The organism is uncultured Aquincola sp., from assembly GCF_964001545.1.
Lineage (GTDB): Bacteria > Pseudomonadota > Gammaproteobacteria > Burkholderiales > Burkholderiaceae_C > Aquincola.
The window spans coordinates 19,174-38,921 of the sequence record NZ_CAXFDV010000569.1 but is presented as its reverse complement, the minus strand read 5'-3'; the positions used below and the strand labels follow the sequence as shown (position 1 = coordinate 38,921).

Genomic DNA, 19,748 nt, shown 5'->3' with positions numbered 1-19,748 from the left:
GGTGGAAGGTGAGGGTCATGGCGTTGGCAGCGTTCATCACAGGCCGGCTTGTATAGACAGGTAGGTGCCGCGCTGGCGGTCGTGGCCGACGATCTGGCCCAGGTCCACCCAGGCCAGCGTGACCGACAGGTGCTTGTTGGGGGCCCAGGCGACGAACACGTCCTTCCAGTCCGACTCACGGAAGGCCGGGCCGGCGAAGGCCAGCCGGTCGGGCTTGAAGCGGTATTCGGCGCCGATGGCCAGGTCCTTGCGCAGCAGCTTGGCGACCGAGAACTCGGGCTGCAGCCGCAGGCGGCGGTCGCCGGTGGTGCCGAAGCCCAGCAGGCCGTTCTGGTTGGCCTGCGTGGCGCGCAGCGTGCCGTTGAGCAGCACACCGTGGGCCAGCAGCAGCTTGGTGGCGCTGGCATACACCTCCACGCCATGGCGCCTGGCGCCCACCGAATCCAGCACGCCGCCGACGGCGCTGCCCGGGTCCAGGTGCTTGTAGAACAGGCCCACAGCCACCTGCGGCCGCCAGGTGTCGGCATCCAGGATGGCGTCGCCCGCCACCTTGAGCTTGACGCCCGCGATGTCCAGCTTGAGCGTGGTGCCCGGCACCACCACGCCGGCATCGAAGTCCTGCCGCGCCAGCGAGAGCTCCACCCGGTCGTGGATGCCGACGGTGGCGCCCTTGACGGTGAGCGCGTAGTCGGACGTCACCGCGCGGGTGACGAAGGCCGTGGCCCCCACCTCATGCTCCGTGGCCTGCGTGCCGGTCACCGCCCAAGGCGTGAGCCCGCCGCCGGCCGCGCCGTCGATGCTGCTGACGCCCGCGGTAAGCAGCAGCTTGCTGCGCGCCGTGGGCCGGGGCGCCGGCGCCTCGTCGCCCGGCGCTGCGGCCGCGGGCAGGGACAGGGCGAGTGCGCAGCACAGGAGGGGCAGGGCGGGAGACGACATCGGCGGGACGAGCGGAGCAATGACGATCGCTTATCGGCCCGCCGGCTGCTGGACTGAACGGTTGTTACCGTTGGGTGCTTGGGGTGGCCTGGCCGGCCCGCTGCCCGCAGCATGGGGCGACTCCAACCCCACACGGTGTTGCCACGCCTGTCTGCTGGCCCGCCAGCCATCGCCGCTGTCCGCACCGATGAAGCGACGACCAGCGCGGCGACCACCACCGACATTCCGTTGAGGGTTGGGCTACACGCATGGGTGCCGCCAAGGTTGAGGATTTGCCGCGTCTCATCAAAGCGGCGGATGCCATCAACGACCGCGGTGGGTATCAAGGCGATCCACACATTGAAGAAAGCGCGCTATCCCATGCTGACCGTAGAGGAGGCTGAAAATCTGACGTCGGTGGTTGCCAAGGACCCGGAGGCAAGCAAGCGCATAGACAGCGGGATTGACAACTTTTTGCCAGCGGCTTGGGGCGTGGCCGGAGGTCTGCGCAACGCTGGCTACGTGGCGCTCGGCATGGTCTCCTTCGGTGCTTGGGGCGACCCCACGGAGCCGGCGTACGCCAATCGCGTCTGCACCGGTATCAGCGATGCGGCCAGCGCGGCCCTTAACGTGGCAGTCAGTAAGAAGGATGCCCGTGTGCGGCGACTCAAGGGCGCAGCTCCCATCTCACGTGTCTTGAACGGGGTCGACCACACCGCCGTGCAGGTGAGCGTGGACGACGGGCAACAGCATGTTTTCGACTGGCACGCTACCCTGGACGCCGACAACCCGATGCTGTTCCGTAGCCCGGCCGATTGGGTGAGGGCGAAGGACGGTGTGCCCCTGAAAGACTTTAGCGGCTGGAAGTAAGGGTGCTCCTGTCAGCCGTTCTGACAGCCGTGAGAGCGGTCCACCAGCGACGGGTCCAGAAGATGGGCTACGGTGAACATGCGCGAAAGAAGTGGCGCGCACAAAGCAAAAAGCCCCTGAACCGCGGGTCGTGGTCGACCTGGTATTCAGGGGCTTGCAAACACTGGCGGAGAGAGCGGGATTCGAACCCGCGGTGGGCTGTTAACCCACACACGCTTTCCAGGCGTGCGACTTAAACCGCTCATCCATCTCTCCGGGAAGCCCAAGAGTGTAGCCCAGGTTTCGGGCGTTTTTGGCGGCGGGTGTCAGCGCGCGGTGTTGGGCGGGCGCACGGGGGTGGTGGCGGGCACGTCGGCGCTCTTGAAGAGGGCCATCGCGGTGGCGATCAGGCCGCTCACCTCGCTCATGTTGCCCGGCACGATCATCGTGTTGTTGGTCTTGGCCAGCTGGCCGAAGGCATCCACCGCCTTTTCGGCCACCTTCAGCTGCACCGCCTCGGGGCCGCCGGGCTGGCGCAGGGCTTCGGCGATCTTGGCGATGGCCTCGGCGGTGGCGTCGGCCACGGCCACGATGGCGGCGGCTTCGCCCTGCGCACGGTTGATGTCGGCCTGCTTTTCGCCTTCCGATCGGGCGATGTTGGCTTCGCGCTCGCCGGTGGCGATGTTGATCTGCTCCTGGCGCCGGCCTTCGGAGGCGGCGATCAGCGCGCGCTTCTCGCGCTCGGCGGTGATCTGCGCCTGCATCGAGCGCAGGATCTCGGCCGGCGGCGCCAGGTCCTTGATCTCGTAGCGCAGCACCTTCACGCCCCAGTTGGCGGCGGCTTCGTCCAGCGCATTGACCACCGCGGCATTGATCGCGTCACGCTCCTCGAAAGTCTTGTCCAGCTCCATCTTGCCGATCACGCTGCGCAGCGTGGTTTGCGCCAGCTGGGTGATGGCCACGATGTAGTTGCTGCTGCCGTAGCTGGCGCGCATCGGGTCGGTCACCTGGAAGTACAGGATGCCGTCCACCGTCAGCTGCGTGTTGTCCTTGGTGATGCAGACCTGGCTGGGCACGTCCAGCGGAATCTCCTTGAGCGAATGCTTGTAGGCCACCCGGTCGACGAAAGGCACCAGGAAGTTCAGGCCGGGGGTCAGCGTGGCGTTGTACTTGCCCAGCCGCTCGACCACCCAGGCGTTCTGCTGCGGCACCACCTTGAGCGTGCGCACGACGAACACCACGGCCACGACGAGCAGGACGATCGCGATGATTTCCATGTGTTACCTGAAGAAGGACGGGTCAGAGGCGGTCGAGCAGCAGCACGCTGCCTTCCACCGCGCGGATCACATGCGGGCCGGGTTGGGGCGCGCCGCTGCCCACGTAGCGCCCGCTCCACAACGAGCCGCGGTAGGGCAGGCGGGCATGGCCGCCGGGCTGCCAGGCAGGTACTTCGACCTGCGCCCCCACGTCGAGGTTCAATGCCGCATCAGCTGCAGGCGACAGGGCAGGCCGGCGGCGGCGCGCCACATACAGCCCCGCCACCGCACCACCGCCCACCAGGGCCGCCACCACGATCTGCAGGCCCAGCGGCGCACCGGCGTGGGCGGCCAGCGCAGCGGCTGCGGCGCCCAGCGCCATCATCAGCAGATAGAAGGTGGTGGTGGCCAGCTCCACGGCCACCAGCAGGCCCGTGATGAGCCACCACCAGGTGGGTGCAGTCCAGTTCATGGGGCCTCCGCTCGTGGCCGGTCAGTGTAGCGACACGTGCACGCCCTACACTGCGCGGCTTTCCGGGGCTTGGACGCCCATTTCGCCACCGCCCGACCGGGGACCACCAGGAGTTCCACGCATGCTGCGTTTTCACTTTCCCATCGTCATCATCGACGAGGACTACCGGTCGGAGAACACGTCCGGCCTCGGCATCCGCGCACTGGCGCAGGCCATTGAGCGCGAAGGCTTCGAAGTGCTGGGCGTCACCAGCTACGGCGACCTGTCGTCGTTCGCGCAGCAGCAAAGCCGCGCCTCGGCCTTCATCCTGTCGATCGACGACGAGGAGTTCCAGGACGGCCCCGACCTCGACCCGGCGGTGCTGAACCTGCGCAAGTTCATCGAGGAAATCCGCCGCAAGAACGCGGACATCCCGATCTACCTGTATGGCGAGACGCGCACCTCGCAGCACATCCCGAACGACATCCTGCGTGAGCTGCACGGCTTCATCCACATGTTCGAGGACACGCCGGAGTTCGTGGCCCGCCACATCATCCGCGAGGCGCGCAGCTACCTCGACGGCCTGGCGCCGCCGTTCTTCAGCGCGCTGATGGACTATGCGCAGGACGGTTCGTACTCGTGGCACTGCCCCGGTCACTCGGGCGGCGTGGCCTTTCTCAAGAGCCCGGTGGGCCAGATGTTCCACCAGTTCTTCGGCGAGAACATGCTGCGCGCCGACGTGTGCAATGCGGTGGAAGAACTGGGCCAGCTGCTGGACCACACCGGCCCGGTGGCGCAGAGCGAGCGCAATGCGGCGCGCATCTTCAATGCCGACCACTGCTTCTTCGTGACCAACGGCACCAGCACCAGCAACAAGATGGTGTGGCACCACACGGTGGCGCCGGGCGACGTGGTGGTGGTGGACCGCAACTGCCACAAGAGCATCCTGCACTCCATCATCATGACCGGTGCGGTGCCGGTGTTCCTGTCGCCCACGCGCAACCAGTACGGCATCATCGGCCCCATCCCCGAGAGCGAGTTCTCGCCCGAGGCCATCCGCGCCAAGATCGCCGCCAACCCGCTGCTCAAGGGCGTGGACCCGGCCACCGTCAAGCCGCGCATCCTGACGCTGACGCAGAGCACCTACGACGGCGTGCTCTACAACACCGAGACCATCAAGGCCAAGCTCGACGGCTGGATCGACACCATCCACTTCGACGAAGCCTGGCTGCCGCACGCCGCCTTCCACAAGTTCTACGGCGCCTATCACGCGATGGGCAAGAACCGCGCGCGGCCGAAGGAAGCGATGGTGTATGCCACGCAAAGCACCCACAAGCTGCTGGCCGGCCTGAGCCAGGCTTCGCAGGTGCTGGTGCAGGACGCGCAGAACCAGAAGCTGGACCGCCACCTCTTCAACGAGGCGTACCTGATGCACACCAGCACCAGCCCGCAGTACGCCATCATCGCCAGCTGCGACGTGGCCGCCGCGATGATGGAGCCGCCCGGCGGCACCGCGCTGGTGGAAGAAAGCCTGTCGGAAGCGCTGGACTTCCGCCGCGCGATGCGCAAGGTGGAAAAGGACTACGGCCAGGACTGGTGGTTCACCGTCTGGGGCCCCGACCAGCTGACCGAAGACGGCATCGGCCGCCAGGACGACTGGGTGCTGCGCGCCAACGACGACTGGCACGGCTTCGGTAACCTGGCCACCGGCTTCAACATGCTCGACCCGATCAAGAGCACGCTGATCACCCCGGGCCTGGACATCAGCGGCAAGTTCGCGCCCACCGGCATTCCGGCCAGCATCGTCACCAAGTTCCTGGCCGAGCACGGTGTGGTGGTGGAAAAGACGGGCCTTTACTCGTTCTTCATCATGTTCACCATCGGCATCACCAAGGGCCGCTGGAACACGCTGCTGACGGCGCTGCAGCAGTTCAAGGACGACTACGACAAGAACGTGCCGCTGTGGCGCGTGCTGCCCGACTTCGTGGCCGCGCATCCCACGTACGAGCGCATGGGCCTGCGCGACCTCAGCCAATCGGTGCACGAGGCCTATGCCAAGGGCGACATCGCGCGCCTGACGACGGAGATGTACCTGTCCAACCTCGACCCGGCGATGAAGCCGGCAGACGCCTATGCCCGCATCGCCCACCGCGACACCGAGCGGGTGTCGATCGACGAGCTGGAAGGCCGCATCACCACCTCGCTGCTGACGCCGTACCCGCCGGGCATTCCGCTGCTGATCCCGGGCGAGCGCTTCAACCGCAAGATCGTGGAGTACCTCAAGTTCGCCCGCGACTTCAACAAGCGGTTCCCGGGCTTCCACACCGACGTGCACGGTCTGGTGGAAGAGAACGGCGAGGCCTACGTCGACTGCGTCAAGGCAGAGTAGCCCCTAAGGGGCTACACCACAAAGCGCCGGGCCGCCCCAAGCTTTGTGGCTCCCCCTCGGGGGGGCGGTCCGGGCGCAGCCCGGGCCTTGGGGGCTCCATCACACCACGTGTGAGATCAGCACCCCGGCGGCGGCCTTGCCGGCCGGCGTGGTGCCGGCCTGGGGCAGGCCGCCGTCGGGCTCGCGGCGCACCGCGATGCCCACGGCCATCATGTCCACCACCAGCAGGTGCAGGATGCGCGAGATCATCGACATGAAGCTCGATGCGTCCTCGCCATGGTCCACCGGCACGCACACCGTGGCCCGTCGCGACAGCGGCGAATGGCTGGCGGTGATGGCGATGACCGCCGCGCCACGCTCCAGCGCCACCGTGGCGGCGCGCACCAGCTCGGGCGGCTGGCCCGAGCTGCTGATGAACACCGTCACGTCCTGCGGGCCCAGCAGCTCGGCCGCCAGCGCCTGCGTCGACAGGTCGGTGTGCGTGCTGGACGGGATGCGGAAGCGGAACAGCTTGTGCTGAACGTCGGCCGCCACCGCGGTGGAATTGCCGATGGCGTAGATCTCGACCCGCCGCGCGCTGCGCAAGAGGCCGATGGCGCGGTCCACCGCTTCCACGTTCAGCGATTCGCGGAACTGCATGATGGCCGAGATGGTGTTGTCCAGCACCTTGGCGCACAGGTCGGGCGTGGCGTCGTGGCGGCGCACCTGGGCGCGCTGCACCGGGATGTTGCCGTTCAAACCTGAAGCGAGCTTGAGCTTGAAGTCAGCCAGGCCCTGCATGCCCAGCGTGCGGCAAAAGCGGATGACGGTGGGCTGGCTCACCTCGGCCATCTGCGCGATCACGCCCACCGGGTCGTTGAGCATCGCCCGCGGATGCGCCAGCACGAAGTCGGCCACACGCCCTTCGGCCGGCGACAGCGTGGGCCGCGCCGCACGCACGCGGTCGAGCAGCGGATTGCCGGCATCGGCGCCGGGCAGGTGGTCCGACAGCAGCGACGACACGCCCAGGAAGGCGGGATGCTCGGCTGTGACCACGTAGGTGGGAATGCGCGCCACATAGTCGGACAACCGACCCTTGTGCTCGAAGCGCTCACGGAAACCCGATCGCAGGAACAGGTTGCCCAGCCGCGGCACGATGCCGCCGCCGATGTAGATGCCGCCGGTGGCGCCCAGCATCAGCGCCACATTGGCCGCCACGGTGCCCAGCATGCGGCAAAAGCACTCCACCGCCGCCATGCACAGCGCATCGCTTTCGCCCATCGCGCGGCGCACGATCTCGGCCGCTTCCAGCGCGGGCGTCGGGGCGCCGGCCTCTGCGGCCAGCGCCCGGTAGGTGAGTTCGAGCCCTGGCCCGGACACCAGCCGCTCGGCCGAGACGTGCGGATGGTGCTGCCAGGCGAAGGCGAGGATCTTCATCTCGCGCTCGTCGCTGGGCGAAAAGCCGGCATGGCCGCCTTCGCTGGCCAGCGTGGACCAGCGGTCGGCGCCGCTGGGCACCAGGCCCGACACGCCCAGGCCGGTGCCCGGGCCAATGAGGCCGATCACGCCATGCTCCTGCGGCATGCCGCCACCCACCTGCATGCGGCCCGAGGCACCGATGTGCGGCAGCGCCATCGCCAGCGCGGTGAAGTTGTTGACCAGCAGCAGCGCGCTCAGCCCCAGGCGGGCCTGTGCATCGCGGATGGAAAAGGCCCAGTCGCGGTTGATCATGCGCACCCGGTCGCCTTCGATCGGATTGGCGATGGCCACCGCCGCATGCCGCGGCCGCAGCGCGGAGGGCAGGGTATTGATGTAGGCCTGCACCACTTCCACGAAGCCGCTGAAGCTGGCGCAGGGCAGCACGCTCACATGCTCGAAGCGGCCGGACACCTGCTCCACGCAGAAGCGCGCATAGGTGGCGCCGATGTCGGCCAGCAGGCGGGGTGCGCTGCGCGGCACGGGCGGGGGCGTTGAGCTCATCGTCGGGACGTGGAGGTCGTGCGGGATTTATCAGTTGTAGCAGATGGCGCGCGCCTATCGCTGCGGCGCGCGTTCCAGCAGCACCAGGCGCTGCGGTGCCAGCTGCACCTGCCCCCCTTGCACGACATGGGCCTGCCGGCTGTAGGCATCAACCAGCCGTTCACCTTCGGCGAACACGCCCGCCACGCTCAAGGGGCCGGCGGTCGTCACCTGCATCGCCACCACCACCGCATCGCCGCTGGCGGCATCCACCCGGCTGAAGGCATAAGGCGCGGCCTGCAGCTGCGCATGCCGGCCACGGGCGATGGCCACGTGCCGCTGGCGGAAGCTGCCGAGCTTTTGCCAGTGGGCCAGCAGCGCTGCATCCACGCTGCCCCAGTTCATGTCCGAGCGGGTGGCCTGCTGCTCGTCGCCGCGTGGCGCTTCCCCGGGCGGGCGGGCGGTTTCGTCGCCGTAGAAGATCTGCACGCCGCCGGGGGCCAGCATCAGCGCGGTGGCCGCCTCATGCAGGCGCGTGCGGTCGAACAATGTGGTGTCGTGCGAAGACACATAGGCCAGGTTGCTGAAGCCGGGCCGGCCGCCGTAGGTGGCGGCGTAGCTGGCAAACAGCGCCTCGGGCCGGGTGTATTGCGCCGCACGCTGCTGGAAGTCGAAGTCCAGCAGCGCATCGAAGCCGCTGTCGTGCAACGGCGATCGGCTGGGTCCCTGGCCCCAGTACTCGCCCACCATCCAGAAGGGCGCATCGTCGATCTTGCGCCGCGGGTTTCGCGCCTTCCAGTCGGCCAGCGCCTGGGTTGCTTCGCGCTTGAGTTCGGCCCAGGCCTCGGGCTCCACATGCTTGACGGTGTCGGCCCGGAAGCCGTCGATGCCGTACTCGCGCACCCAGTCGGTGAGCCAGCGCACCAGGTAGCCACGTACCGAGGTGTTGGGCAGGTCCACCGCACCGGTGTCGGCCTTGCGGCGCAGGAACTCAGGCAGCTTCACCGGCTGCGGGTTCTCGGTGCGAAAGTCGGGCAGGTGGGCCAGCTGCGAGGTGAGGTCGTCGCGGCCGGGGTCGGTGTAGCCGGGCAGGCCGGCACGCACCCAGTCGCGGCCCCACCATTGGCCGAACTCGAAGCTGTTGTAGTCGAAGAAGCTGTGATAGTTCTTCAGCGTGGCCTGCTCGCTGCCGGGCCACAGCACCTCGGGCAGCAGTTCACGCGCGGTCTGCAGGTCCAGGTAGCCGGGGTGGTTCATCACCACGTCGAACAGGATGCGGATGCCTTGTGCATGCGCCGCATCCACCAACGCGCGCAGGTCCTCGGGCGTGCCCATGGCCTGGTCGAGCCGGGTGTAGTCCAGCGCGTAGTAGCCGTGGTAGCCGTAGTGCTTGAACGAAGCCTGGCCGCCCTGCGTCCAGCCATGGATCTGCTCGTAGGGCGCGGTGATCCAGATCGCGTTGACGCCCAGCTGCTTGAACCAGCCTTCGTCCAGCTTCTGCTTCAGGCCGCGCAGGTCGCCGCCATGGAAGGTGCCGGCATCGTTGCCCGGCTCGCGCTGGCGGCCGTAGGCGTGGTCGTTCGTCGGGTCGCCGTTGGCAAAGCGGTCGGTGATGACGAAGTAGACGATGGGGTTGTCGGCAAAGCTGCCGGGCACCGCCGCGGGCCGTGCGGTGGCCGCGGCGGCCGGCACGGTGGCAGGGGTGGTGGCTGGCGGGGTTGCGGGCCCGGTGGCGGCGCAGGCGCCCAGCAACAGGGCTGCAGCCAGCGGCGCCAGGCGCAGCGCTGCCGCGCGCTGGCGCGCCTGGGGTGCGTGCGGCGGCTTCATCCCTTCAGGCCGCCCGAGGTCAGGCCCGAGACCATCCACTTCTGCGCCAGCATGAACACCACCGTGATCGGCAGGCCCGACAGGATGGCCGCGGCCGCGAAGTCGCCCCAGAGGTAGCGCTGCTCATACAGGAAGAGGCGCGAGCCGACGGCCAGCGTGAGCTTGCGCTCTTCGCTCAGCAGCACCGAGGCCACCGGGTACTCGATGATGGCGCCGATGAAGGCCAGCAGGAACACCACCATCAGGATGGGCACCGCCATCGGCAGCAGCACCAGCCGAAAGGCCTGCCACGGCGTGGCACCGTCCACCTTCGCGGCTTCTTCGATCTCCACCGGGATGGTGTCGAAGTAGCCCTTGATGGTCCATACATGCAGGCCGATGCCGCCGGCATAGGCCAGCAGCAGCGACCAGTGGCTGTCGATGCCGAAGGCCGGGAAAATGCCGCCCAGCCGGTCGAACACGGTGTACAGCGCCACCAGGGCCAGCACCGCCGGGAACATCTGGATCATCATCAGCGCCGACAGCGCCTGCGCCTTGCCGCGGAAACGCATGCGCGCAAAGGCATAGGCCGCGGTGGTGGACAGCAGCAGCACGATCAGCCCCGACATCGTGGCCACCTTGATCGAGTTCCACAGCCACAGCAGCACCGGGAAGGGCGGCTGCACCACGCGGCCGTCGGCCTCGGTGTACGGAATGCCCAGCGCCAGCTTCCAGTGCTCCAGGCTGATCTGGTCGGGAATCAGGCTGCCGCTGGCAAAGTTGCCCGGCCGCAGCGAGATGGACAGGATCATCAGGAACGGAAAGATCACCAGCGCGATGAGGCACACCATGAACACATGGGCGGCCACCACGCGCCAGCGGTGCGATTTGTCGAGCACCATGGCCATGGTCAGTTCACCTCTTTGGTCACGCGCGCGGCGCGCAGGTTGATCCACGACAGCAGCGCCACCATCGCGAAGATGACGGTGGACACCGCGGCCGCCAGCCCGAAGTTCTGGCCTGAATCTTCAAAGGCCATGCGGTAGGTGTACGAGACCAGGATGTCGGTGGTGCCGGCCGGAATCTTCGTGTCCAGGAAATCAGGCCGGCCGTTGGTCAGCAGGCTGATGAGCACGAAGTTGTTGAAGTTGAACGCGAACGCGGCAATGAGCAGCGGCGTCAGCGGCTTGAGCACCAGCGGCAGCGTGATGCGGAAGAAGTTGGTCAGCGGGCCGGCGCCGGCCACGGCCGAGGCTTCGTACAGGTCGGCCGGAATCGCCTTGATCAGGCCCATGCAGATGACCATCATGTACGGGTAGCCCAGCCAGGTGTTGACGATGAGCAGCATCGCCTTGGCCAGCAGCGGATCGGAGAACCAGGCCGGCTTGATGCCGAACAGCCCGTCGAGGATCAGGTTGATCTCGCCGAAGTTGTTGTTGAACAGGCCTTTGAACACCAGGATGCTGATGAAGCCCGGCACCGCGTAGGGCAGGAACAGCAGCGTCTGGTACACGCTGCGAAAGCGCAGGGCTTCCCAGGTGAGCAGCACCGCCAGCAGCATGCCCAGCGAAGCCGCGAACAGCACGGTGAGGCCGGCGAAGGCCACCGTCCAGCCGAAGATGCGCAGGAAGGGCTCGCGGAAGGCCTCGTCGGTGAAGATGCGGCGGTAGTGCTCCAGCCCGATGCCCACCTGGAAGCCCGGCTGCACCGCGGTGCCGTCGGCCTGCTCGTAAAAGCCGGTGCGCATGTTGGCCGTCAGCAGGCTGCCGTCCTGCTGGTTCTTCAGGCGGCCGGGGGCTTCCTGCTTGTACAAGTGGTTGACCGGGCCGAAGCTGCGCAGGCCGGTGCTGCGCAGTTCGCGGCCGTCGGGCATCTGCAGCGTGAGTGCCTTGAGGGCGGGCTGCAGGCGGATCACGTCCTTCAGCGGCAGCGGTTCGCTGCCGGCTTCGCCGCTGGCGGGCGTGGCCTTGACCTTGGCCGGCTCAGGCTTGTCCAGCGGCAGCGGGCCGGCCTGGAAGGCGGCGCCGGCTTCATCGTCCTGCAGCCGCAGCAGGTAGCCGCCGCCCTGGGCATACAGGCCGAACTGCAGGCTGGCGCCTTCGCCGGCGTAGGTCTCGTCGAGGAAGTATTGCGTCGCCCGCTCGAAGGACAGCAGGTTGCGCGAGCTGGCATTGCTGAAGCTCATCGACACCGTGTACAGGATCGGGAACACGACGAAGATGAGCACCGCGGCAATGCCGGGGAAGAGGTAGCGGTAGGCGTACAGCCGCTGCGAGCTGTACACCCAGGCCGCCACCGCCAGCGTGGCCAGGATGGCGCCGGCCAGCAGGGTTTCGCCGGCCACGTACACGGCCGTGAGCAGGTACAGCGCGCCCAGCGCCAGCAGCAGGCCCAGCGCGGGGCCCAGCCAGCGCAGCCGGGAGGCGGGCGGCGCCGCCAGGGCCGGCGCGCCCAGGGTCGAGGTCGTTTGCATGCTGCTGGCTGGCGCTGCGCTGCCTGAAGTCGCTTACTTGGCGGTGATGCGCTTGGCGGCGGCGTCGAGCGCGGCCTTGGGCGTCTGGCGGCCCTCGGTCACGTTCTGCAGCGCCGATTGCATCGACGACCAGAAGCGGCCCATCTCGGGGTTGTTGGGCATCGGCGTGCCGTCCTGCGCGCTGGCCATGGTCGCCTGGATGTTGGGGTTGGACTTCAGCTGGTCGTAGAAGGCCTTGGAAGCCGGCACGCCCAGCGGCACGTCGTCGTCGATGGTCTTCAGGCCGGCGGGCGTGAGCATGTAGTTCTCGATGAACTCCACCGCCACGTCGCGGTTGGGCGAAGCCTTGGAGATCATCGCGCCCAGCACGCCCACGTACGGCGTGGCCTTGGCACCGGCCACGGTCGGGATCTTGGCCACACCGAAGTTGATCTTCGACTTGCGCAGGTTGTCCCACGACCAGGGGCCGTTGATCATCATCGCCACCTTGCCCTGGTTGACGCCCGACTCCATGTCGGCATAGGCCGCGCCCTTGGGCATCACGCCGTCCTTGACCATCTGCGCCAGCAGCTCGGCGCCCTTGAGCGCGCCGGCATTGGCCACGCCGGTGTCGGTGGCGTCGTAGGTGCCGTCAGCCTTGGCCTTGAAGGCATAGCCGCCGTTGGCGCCCAGCAGCGGCCAGGTGAAGTAGGTGTTGGTGTAGTCCCAGAGGATGGCCTTCTTGCCCTGCGCCGACAGCTTCTTGTCCAGCGCGATCACTTCCTCGAAGGTCTTGGGCGGCGTGGGCACCAGGTCCTTGTTGTAGACCAGGGCCACGGCCTCGATCGACACCGGGTAGCCCCAGGTCTTGCCGCCGATGGTGAAGGCCTTCCAGCCCAGCGGGTCGATGTCGGCCTGCACCTTCTTCGACGGGGTGACGGGCTGCAGCAGGCCGGCGCCCAGCCACTCGCCCACGCGGTCGTGCGGCCAGATCCAGATGTCCGGGCCCTTGCCGGCGGCCGCGGCCTGCTGGAACTTGTTGGGCGCGTCTTCCGGGTGCTCGACCACCACCTGCACGCCGGTCTTCTTGGTGAACTCCTCGCCCACCTTGGCCAGGCCGTTGTAGCCCTTGTCGCCGTTGATCCAGATCAGCAGCTTGCCTTGTTCGGCCGCCTGGGCCATGCCGGCGGCGCCGGCCAGCGTGAAGGCGGCAGCCGCCGCGATGAGCCGGATGCGTTGACGTTGGATGGTCATGTGTGTCTCCTGGGTGAGGGTGGGAAGTGGCCGGCGCCCGGGTCAGGCGCGCGGCAGGGCCTGGCCGTTGGCGTCGAACAGGTGTGCGCGTTGCGGCGGCACGGCCAGCAGCGCGGTGTCACCGGCGGCCAGCGGGTTCTCGGGGTCGGCGCGCACCACCACCGCTTGCGCGGCGCCGGGCACGTCGAGGTGGAAGTAGGTGCTGTCGCCCAGGTGCTCGGCCGCCTGCACGCTGCCGCGCAGCGCATTGGCGGGCAGGGCGTCGCCGGAGGGCTGGGCGCCCAGGTGCTCGGGCCGCAGGCCCAGGGTGAGCGGGCTGCCGGCGGGCAAGGCGCGGGCATCGGCCGCCACCTGCAGCAGCGTGCCGTCGGCCAGGCGCACCTGGGCGCCGCTGGCATCGGTCGCGGCCAGCGTGGCCTGCACGAAGTTCATCTTCGGCGAGCCGATGAAGCCGGCCACGAACAGGTTGGCGGGCCGGTGGTACAGGTCCATCGGCCGGCCAACCTGCTCGATGCGGCCGGCGTTGAACACCACGATGCGGTGGGCCAGCGTCATCGCCTCCACCTGGTCGTGGGTCACGTAGATCATCGTGGTCTTGAGCTCGCGGTGCAGCCGTGCCAGCTCCACCCGCATCTGCACCCGCAGCGCCGCATCCAGGTTGGACAGCGGCTCGTCGAACAGGAACACGCCCGGCTTGCGCACGATGGCGCGGCCGATGGCCACGCGCTGGCGCTGGCCGCCCGACAAGGCCTTGGGCTTGCGCTCCAGCAGGTGCTCGATCTGCAGGATCTGCGCGGCGCGGGCCACGGCTTCCTGCTCCTGCTGCTTGCTGAAGCCGGCCAGCCGCAGGCCGAAGCCCATGTTCTCGGCCACCGTCATGTGCGGGTAGAGCGCATAGCTCTGGAACACCATCGCGATGCCGCGGCGCGCCGGCGGCACGTCGTTCACGCGCTCGCCGCCGATGAAGAGGTCGCCGGCGGTGATGTCTTCCAGCCCGGCGATGCAGCGCAGCATGGTCGACTTGCCGCAACCGGAAGGCCCGACGAAGACGGTGAATTCGCCATCGGGGATGTCGAGGTCGATGCCGTGCAGCGTCTCCACGTCGCCGTAGGACTTGCGCAGGCCCTTGAGTTGCAGATTGGCCATCGGCTTCGGTCTAGTCCAGCAGGGTTTGGAAGCAGGCGCCCCAGGCGGGCAGGTGGAAGGTGGCGCCTTCGCGCGCACCGGTCTGCGCGGGGCCAAAACCGTGCCCGGCCAGTGGCCGGCCGGCAGGCGCCTCGGGCAGCGACACGGTCACCGGCTCGCCGCCCAGATTGAAGACCGCCAGCACGCGCTGGCCGCCTTCGGCGCTGCGGCGCTCGATGGCCAGCACCGGCTCGGGCGCGTCCAGGAAGCGCATCTCGCCGTCCAGCAACGCAGGCTGCTGCTTGCGCCAGGCCAGGAAGCGGCGCGCGAAGTTCAGCACCGAGTCGGGGTCGTCATGGTTCACGTCCACCGCCAGCGCCGCATGTTCGGGCGGCACCGGCAGCCAGGGCGCTGACCCCGGCACGCGGCTGAAGCCGGCATCGGGCAGCGCATGCGCCCAGGGCATGGGCGTGCGGCAGCCGTCGCGGCCCTTGAACTCGGGCCAGAAGGCCAGGCCATAAGGGTCGCGCAGCTGCTCGTAGGGCACGTCGGCCTCGGGCAGGCCCAGCTCGTCGCCCTGGTACCAGCAGGCGCTGCCGCGCAGGCTCAGCAGCACGGCCATGGCCAGCTTGTTGTAGTGCGGCGGCGCGTCGGGGCCGCCCCAGCGGCTGCGCACGCGCATCACGTCGTGGTTGCCGACCGACCAGCAGGGCCAGCCGTCGCTCAGCGCCTGTTCCAGCTCGCTGACCTGGCTGCGGATGTAGCCGGCGCTGCTGTCGGTGGTGAGCAGATTGAAGCCATAGGCCATGTGCAGCTTGTTGCCGCCGGCGGTATAGGCCGCCATGGTGGCCAGCGTGGTGTCGCAGCCCACTTCGCCCAGGCTGGTGGCGCCGTGTTCATTCAGCAGCGCGCGCAGCCGCTCCAGGAAACGCAGGTTCTCCGGCTGCGTCTTGTCGTACAGGTGGCGCTGCATGCCGTAGGGGTTGCTCTCCTGCACCGACTTGGTGTCGCGCACCAGGGCCGGCGGGTTGTCGCGCAGCAGCGGGTCGTGGAAGTGGAAGTTGCAGGCGTCGAAACGGAAGCCGTCCACGCCGCGCTGCAGCCAGAAGCGCACGTCGTCCAGCAGCTGCTGCTGCACGGCTTCGCAATGGAAATTCAGGTCGGGCTGGCTGGCCAGGAAGTTGTGCAGGAAATACTGCCGGCGCCGGGCGTCCCACTGCCAGGCCGAGCCACCGAACACGCTCAGCCAGTTGTTGGGCGGGGTGCCATCGGGGCGCGGGTCGGCCCACACGTACCAGTCGGCCTTCGCGTTGTCGCGGCTGGCGCGGCTTTCCTTGAACCAGGCCGATTCGTCGGAGGTGTGCGACAGCACCTGGTCGATCACCACCTTCAGGCCCAGCGCATGGGCTTGCGCCACCAGGCGGTCGAAGTCGGCCAGCGTGCCGAACATCGGGTCGACGTCGCGGTAGTCGCTGATGTCGTAGCCGAAGTCCTTCATCGGCGAGCGGAAGAACGGCGAGATCCAGACCGCGTCCACGCCCAGCTCGGCGATGTAGGGCAGCCGATCGATGATGCCTGGCAGGTCGCCGACGCCGTCACCGTCATGGTCGGCGAAGCTGCGGGGGTAGATCTGGTAGATGACCCCGCCGCGCCACCAGGGGCGCTGCGGGCCGGAGGAAATCAGGCTCATCGGTTCGGCAGGCAAGGGATCGGAAGGCACGCAGCCGCCAGGGGTGGCGGCGGCTGCGGCCAGGGTACCGCGGTGCCTGGGTCAGGCCCCGCGGTGGTGGATCACCACCAGGCTTCGACCTGGATGCCGTAGGTCAGGCCGTCGTTCTTGGAGCCGAACACGCCGTTGGTGCCGGCGCCGTTGGCCGCGTCGTTCCACTTGGCGTAGGTGACGAAGGTGCGGAACACCGGGCGCGACCAGAAGCCGGGCGCCAGGGCCACTTGCGGCGCCACCGTCAGCTTGGTCAGGTGGGCGGTGTCCTTGCCGTCGGTCTTCACGCGGTCGTAGCCCAGTTCGGTCGCGATGCTGAAGTAGTTGTTGATCTGGTACTGCGGGCGGATGCCGGCGGTGAACCAGGTCGTCTTCGGCTGGTTGTCCAGCTTGACGCGCGAGAAGCCGGCCGTGGCCAACGCCGACCAGGGCGAGCCATTGGGGGCGATGTACAGCTGGTCGACCACGCGCCAGCTCGAGCCCTTGATGTCGTCGGTGGCGTCGCGGTAGTTGTTGACACTGGAGTCGCCGGCGCCGGCGTCCTTGCCCAGCACCAACGACAGCTTGTTGTAGCCGTCCAGGATGCCGGTCTGCTTGTGCTCGGCAAAAAACAGGAAGCCGCTGCCTTCGCCTCGGTTCTTGTTGCCCGCGCTGGTGCCCTTGATGGCCACGGCTTCGAATTCGATCGTGCCGCCCGGGTTCACCGGCAGGTCATACAGGCGTGCCGAGAAGCGGCTGGTGTTGATGCCGTTGACGGTGTCCGTCACCAGCGTGTCGTCGCCCTTGCTGTGGTACGAGAAAGCCATCTTGGCGCTGCCGACCGCGATGTCCTCGATGCCGCCGCCCAGGCCGCTGTTGTTCCAGTAGTAGTAGTCGTTGATGTGGACGTCATGGCGGTTGTAGTACCGCTTGCCGATCCAGATGCTGGCCTTTTCCAGGGCGCCAGGGCCGAAGAAGCCGCCCGCTTCGAAGTAGTTCTGGCGGCTGGCCAGGTCGAACTTGTCGCCCTTGGAGCTTTCGTAGTCCGAAGCGGCGTTGTTCTCGACCAGCGCCAGCATCAGGTTGTACTTGGCCCACACGCCATCGCTCTTGGTGAACGGCAGGGTGAATTGGCTCTCGGCATAGGTTTCGCACTCGTTGCCCAGGCGGTATTTGGCGCCTGCGCCCGGCAGGCCGAAGCACACCTGCTTGCCGCCTTCGGTGGAGCCGCCGGTGCCCGTGCGGACATAGCCCTTGTACTCCAGGCCCTGGGCCGAGACGGGGCTCACGGCGCCCATCGCAGCCACGGACGCGGCCGCTGCTGCGACCCATTTCATACGCATCTTCATCGCTCTCTCTCCTCGGGTGGACGTGTGTAGCCACACTACATGGCTGTGCTTTTCAGCCGACGGCGCGACTGTACGTAGCAAAACTACACAGAGTCACCGGGGAAAGTACTCAGGCCATTACAAGACAGTTACACGGGTAAACCCGGTGCTGGTGGGCCTTTGCAAGCGACTACGCTCCGCGCGCACGAGCTGCAGATGTAGCTTGACTACGTAGCGCACCATGCGTTGTAGTTATGTACTTTTGGAACATGGCTGCACGGCCAAGACCGTCGCAGACCCGCTGGGAGACCTTGGCATGACGACTTTCCACCCCCGCGGCCTGGCCGCCCTGGCCCTGGCTGCGGCCGCGCTGGCCGCCACCGCGCCCGCGCAGGCCGGCGTGCTGGACACCTTGTTCGGCAAGAGCGCCAGCTCGACCGACGGCGCAACGCCGGGCAGCACCCCAGGCCGGCGGCAATGGCTGCTGGGCGAATTCACCGAGCTGAACCTGCAGCCGCGGGAAGCCGGTGCGCCGGCCAACGAGCATCCGCAGGCGGTGCCGGCGGCTCAGATCCGCAACTGGCTGCAGGGCGTGGCCTTCATGCGCGGCAACAGCCGCGAGCCGCTGTTCGGTGCCGACGAGTCGTCGTCGCTGCCGCAGGTGATTGCCGATGCGCTGGCCGTGGCCACGCCGCAGGACGACCTGCTGCTGCTGAGCACCTCGCGCCGCGAGGGCGGGCTGCTGGGCACGCCCTACGGCCTGACGGCGCGCATCTTCGTGCAGGGTGGGGCGCTGCAGTTGATCGTCAACGATGCGCGGCTCGACTTCTACAACGAGTACCGCGGCGCGCGCATCCTGCCCACCTTCAAGTTCGGCAGCCGCAATGCCGCCGGCCATGCGCGGCTGAGCAGCCCCGATGCCACCTCGACCCGGGCCGACTGGCTGGCCTTTGCGCTGGCGCCCAGGGCAGCGATGCCGGCGGCCGCACCGGCCCCGGCAGGCGCAGTGGCGCCGGCAGCGGCGGCAGCGCCTGCACGTGCAGCTGCACCGGCGGCCGCACCCGCGGCCACGCCGCCGGCACCGGCAGCCGCTTCACGCGATGCGCGCTTCTATGACGAGCAGGAACAGCGCCTGCGCTCGCTCAAGCGTCTGCGCGACCAGAACCTGATCACCGAAGAGGAGTACCAGGCCAAGCGCAAGGAGATCCTGCAGGCGCTGTGAGCCGCTGCGGGGATGGCAGTCCCGCCGGGCCGTTCCAAGGGACTGCGCGCCCCCGGGGTCCGAAGGCCCCTTTCACAAGGGCCCGGGGGCAGCGAGCGCAGCGAGCTTGGGGGCTGACTCAGCTGGCGGGGCTCTCGGGCACGCCGCTCATCACGCGGCTGAAGCCGCCGTCCACGTAGGTGATCTCGCCGGTCACGCCGGCGGCCAGGTCGGACAGCAGGAAGGCCGCCACGTTGCCCACGTCGTCGATGGTGACGTTGCGGCGCAGCGGGGCGTTCTGCTCCACCACCTCCAGCATCTTGCCGAAGCCCTTGATGCCGCTGGCCGCCAGCGTCTTGATGGGGCCGGCCGAGATGCCGTTGACGCGGTAGCCCTTGGGGCCCAGGCCGGCGGCCAGGTAGCGCACGCTGGCTTCCAGCGAGGCCTTGGCCAGGCCCATGGTGTTGTAGTTGGGCACGGCCCGCTCGGCGCCCAGGTAGCTCAGCGTCAGCAGCGCGGCGTTCGGCCGCAACTGGCCGGCGGCAGCCTTGGCCAGCGCCGGGAAGCTGTACGAAGAGATGTCGTGCGCGATGCGGAAGGCTTCGCGGCTCAGGCCTTCGAGGAAGTCGCCCGCTATCGCCTCGCGCGGCGCAAAGCCGATGGCGTGCACCAGGCCGTCCAGGCCTTCGGGCCAGGCCGTGCGCAGGTCGGCGAACAGACGCTCGATCTGCTCGTCGCTGCCCACGTCGCAATCGAAGATCAGCGACGAGCCGAAATGGCTGGCCAGTTCGGTGATGCGGTCCTTGAAACGCTCGCCGACGTAGCTGAAAGCAAGTTCGGCCCCTTCACGGTGGCAGGCCCGCGCGATGCCGTAGGCGATGGAACGGTTGGACAGCACGCCCGTGATCAGCAGCCGCTTGCCGGCGAGAAAACCCATGGTGTCTCCGTAGCTCAGGTCAGGAAAGGGGCGTGATTCTGGCATGTCCACTGTTCTTCAGTACCCGGGGTCTTGGCGTAGGTACCCAGGCGCAGTACAATCCGCATTTCCCTGGAAACACCGTGTGCTCCCAACCGGGCGGATTCTG

Annotated in this window: 15 protein-coding genes and 1 tRNA gene; 3 read left to right on the top strand and 13 right to left on the bottom strand. The window is 68.1% G+C overall.

All coding sequences use genetic code 11. From position 1 onward, the window contains the following. Nucleotides 1-36 precede the first annotated feature (36 nt). Entirely contained in the window at nucleotides 37-936 is a 900-nt protein-coding gene (locus ABNT58_RS19645) for a DUF3034 family protein (protein ID WP_348755110.1), read from the bottom strand. A 135-nt stretch (nucleotides 937-1,071) separates the two neighbouring features. Between ABNT58_RS19645 and ABNT58_RS19640 the strand changes: the two genes are divergently transcribed. Further along, entirely contained in the window at nucleotides 1,072-1,785 is a 714-nt protein-coding gene (locus ABNT58_RS19640) for a hypothetical protein (protein ID WP_348755109.1), read from the top strand. Nucleotides 1,786-1,949: 164 nt separating this feature from the next. On the opposite strand, the gene ABNT58_RS19635 is transcribed toward ABNT58_RS19640, so the two are convergent. The 3 genes from ABNT58_RS19635 to ABNT58_RS19625 form a co-directional block, all read right to left on the bottom strand. Continuing rightward, nucleotides 1,950-2,040: transfer RNA gene (locus ABNT58_RS19635), tRNA-Ser, on the bottom strand. 50 nt (nucleotides 2,041-2,090) lie between these two features. Next, nucleotides 2,091-3,041, bottom strand: coding sequence for a stomatin-like protein (locus tag ABNT58_RS19630; protein ID WP_348755108.1), 951 nt, complete (start codon nucleotides 3,039-3,041; stop codon nucleotides 2,091-2,093). 22 nt (nucleotides 3,042-3,063) lie between these two features. Continuing rightward, nucleotides 3,064-3,492 carry an NfeD family protein gene (locus tag ABNT58_RS19625; RefSeq protein ID WP_348755107.1) on the bottom strand — a complete coding sequence of 143 codons (429 nt, stop codon included), beginning with the start codon at nucleotides 3,490-3,492 and terminating at the stop codon, nucleotides 3,064-3,066. Between the two features lie 121 nt (nucleotides 3,493-3,613). On the opposite strand from ABNT58_RS19625, the gene ABNT58_RS19620 reads away from it, so the two are divergent. Then, a complete protein-coding gene (locus tag ABNT58_RS19620) occupies nucleotides 3,614-5,860 on the top strand; it encodes an arginine/lysine/ornithine decarboxylase (RefSeq protein ID WP_348755106.1) in 2,247 nt (748 codons plus the stop codon). A gap of 99 nt (nucleotides 5,861-5,959) precedes the next feature. On the opposite strand, the gene glk is transcribed toward ABNT58_RS19620, so the two are convergent. The 8 genes from glk to ABNT58_RS19580 form a co-directional block, all read right to left on the bottom strand. Next, nucleotides 5,960-7,819: a glucokinase gene (gene glk, locus ABNT58_RS19615; protein WP_348755105.1), complete on the bottom strand. Its 1,860-nt coding sequence runs from the start codon at nucleotides 7,817-7,819 to the stop codon at nucleotides 5,960-5,962. A 54-nt stretch (nucleotides 7,820-7,873) separates the two neighbouring features. Beyond that, nucleotides 7,874-9,625 carry an alpha-amylase family glycosyl hydrolase gene (locus tag ABNT58_RS19610; protein ID WP_348755104.1) on the bottom strand — a complete coding sequence of 584 codons (1,752 nt, stop codon included), beginning with the start codon at nucleotides 9,623-9,625 and terminating at the stop codon, nucleotides 7,874-7,876. Beyond that, on the bottom strand, nucleotides 9,622-10,512 hold the full coding sequence (malG, locus tag ABNT58_RS19605; RefSeq protein WP_348755103.1) for a maltose ABC transporter permease MalG: 891 nt from the start codon (nucleotides 10,510-10,512) through the stop codon (nucleotides 9,622-9,624). Before malG ends, ABNT58_RS19610 begins: the two co-directional genes overlap by 4 nt. 2 nt (nucleotides 10,513-10,514) lie before the next feature. Continuing rightward, entirely contained in the window at nucleotides 10,515-12,077 is a 1,563-nt protein-coding gene (gene malF / locus ABNT58_RS19600; protein ID WP_348755102.1) for a maltose ABC transporter permease MalF, read from the bottom strand. Nucleotides 12,078-12,110: 33 nt separating this feature from the next. Next, nucleotides 12,111-13,310, bottom strand: a complete 1,200-nt coding sequence (gene malE, locus ABNT58_RS19595; protein ID WP_348755101.1) for a maltose/maltodextrin ABC transporter substrate-binding protein MalE — start codon at nucleotides 13,308-13,310, stop codon at nucleotides 12,111-12,113. Nucleotides 13,311-13,352: 42 nt separating this feature from the next. Continuing rightward, complete coding sequence (gene ugpC / locus ABNT58_RS19590; protein ID WP_348755100.1) at nucleotides 13,353-14,456, bottom strand: sn-glycerol-3-phosphate ABC transporter ATP-binding protein UgpC; 1,104 nt, start codon at nucleotides 14,454-14,456, stop codon at nucleotides 13,353-13,355. Between the two features lie 10 nt (nucleotides 14,457-14,466). After that, entirely contained in the window at nucleotides 14,467-16,125 is a 1,659-nt protein-coding gene (locus tag ABNT58_RS19585; protein WP_348755099.1) for an alpha-glucosidase family protein, read from the bottom strand. Nucleotides 16,126-16,226: 101 nt separating this feature from the next. Then, nucleotides 16,227-17,483 (bottom strand): carbohydrate porin, encoded by a 1,257-nt coding sequence (locus ABNT58_RS19580; RefSeq protein ID WP_348755098.1) that lies wholly within the window; start codon nucleotides 17,481-17,483, stop codon nucleotides 16,227-16,229. Between the two features lie 295 nt (nucleotides 17,484-17,778). Between ABNT58_RS19580 and ABNT58_RS19575 the strand changes: the two genes are divergently transcribed. After that, nucleotides 17,779-18,684: an SHOCT domain-containing protein gene (locus tag ABNT58_RS19575; protein ID WP_348755097.1), complete on the top strand. Its 906-nt coding sequence runs from the start codon at nucleotides 17,779-17,781 to the stop codon at nucleotides 18,682-18,684. Between the two features lie 118 nt (nucleotides 18,685-18,802). Here ABNT58_RS19575 and fabI read toward each other — a convergent pair whose 3' ends face one another. Beyond that, nucleotides 18,803-19,600 (bottom strand): enoyl-ACP reductase FabI, encoded by a 798-nt coding sequence (fabI, locus tag ABNT58_RS19570; RefSeq protein ID WP_348755096.1) that lies wholly within the window; start codon nucleotides 19,598-19,600, stop codon nucleotides 18,803-18,805. Nucleotides 19,601-19,748 lie beyond the last annotated feature (148 nt).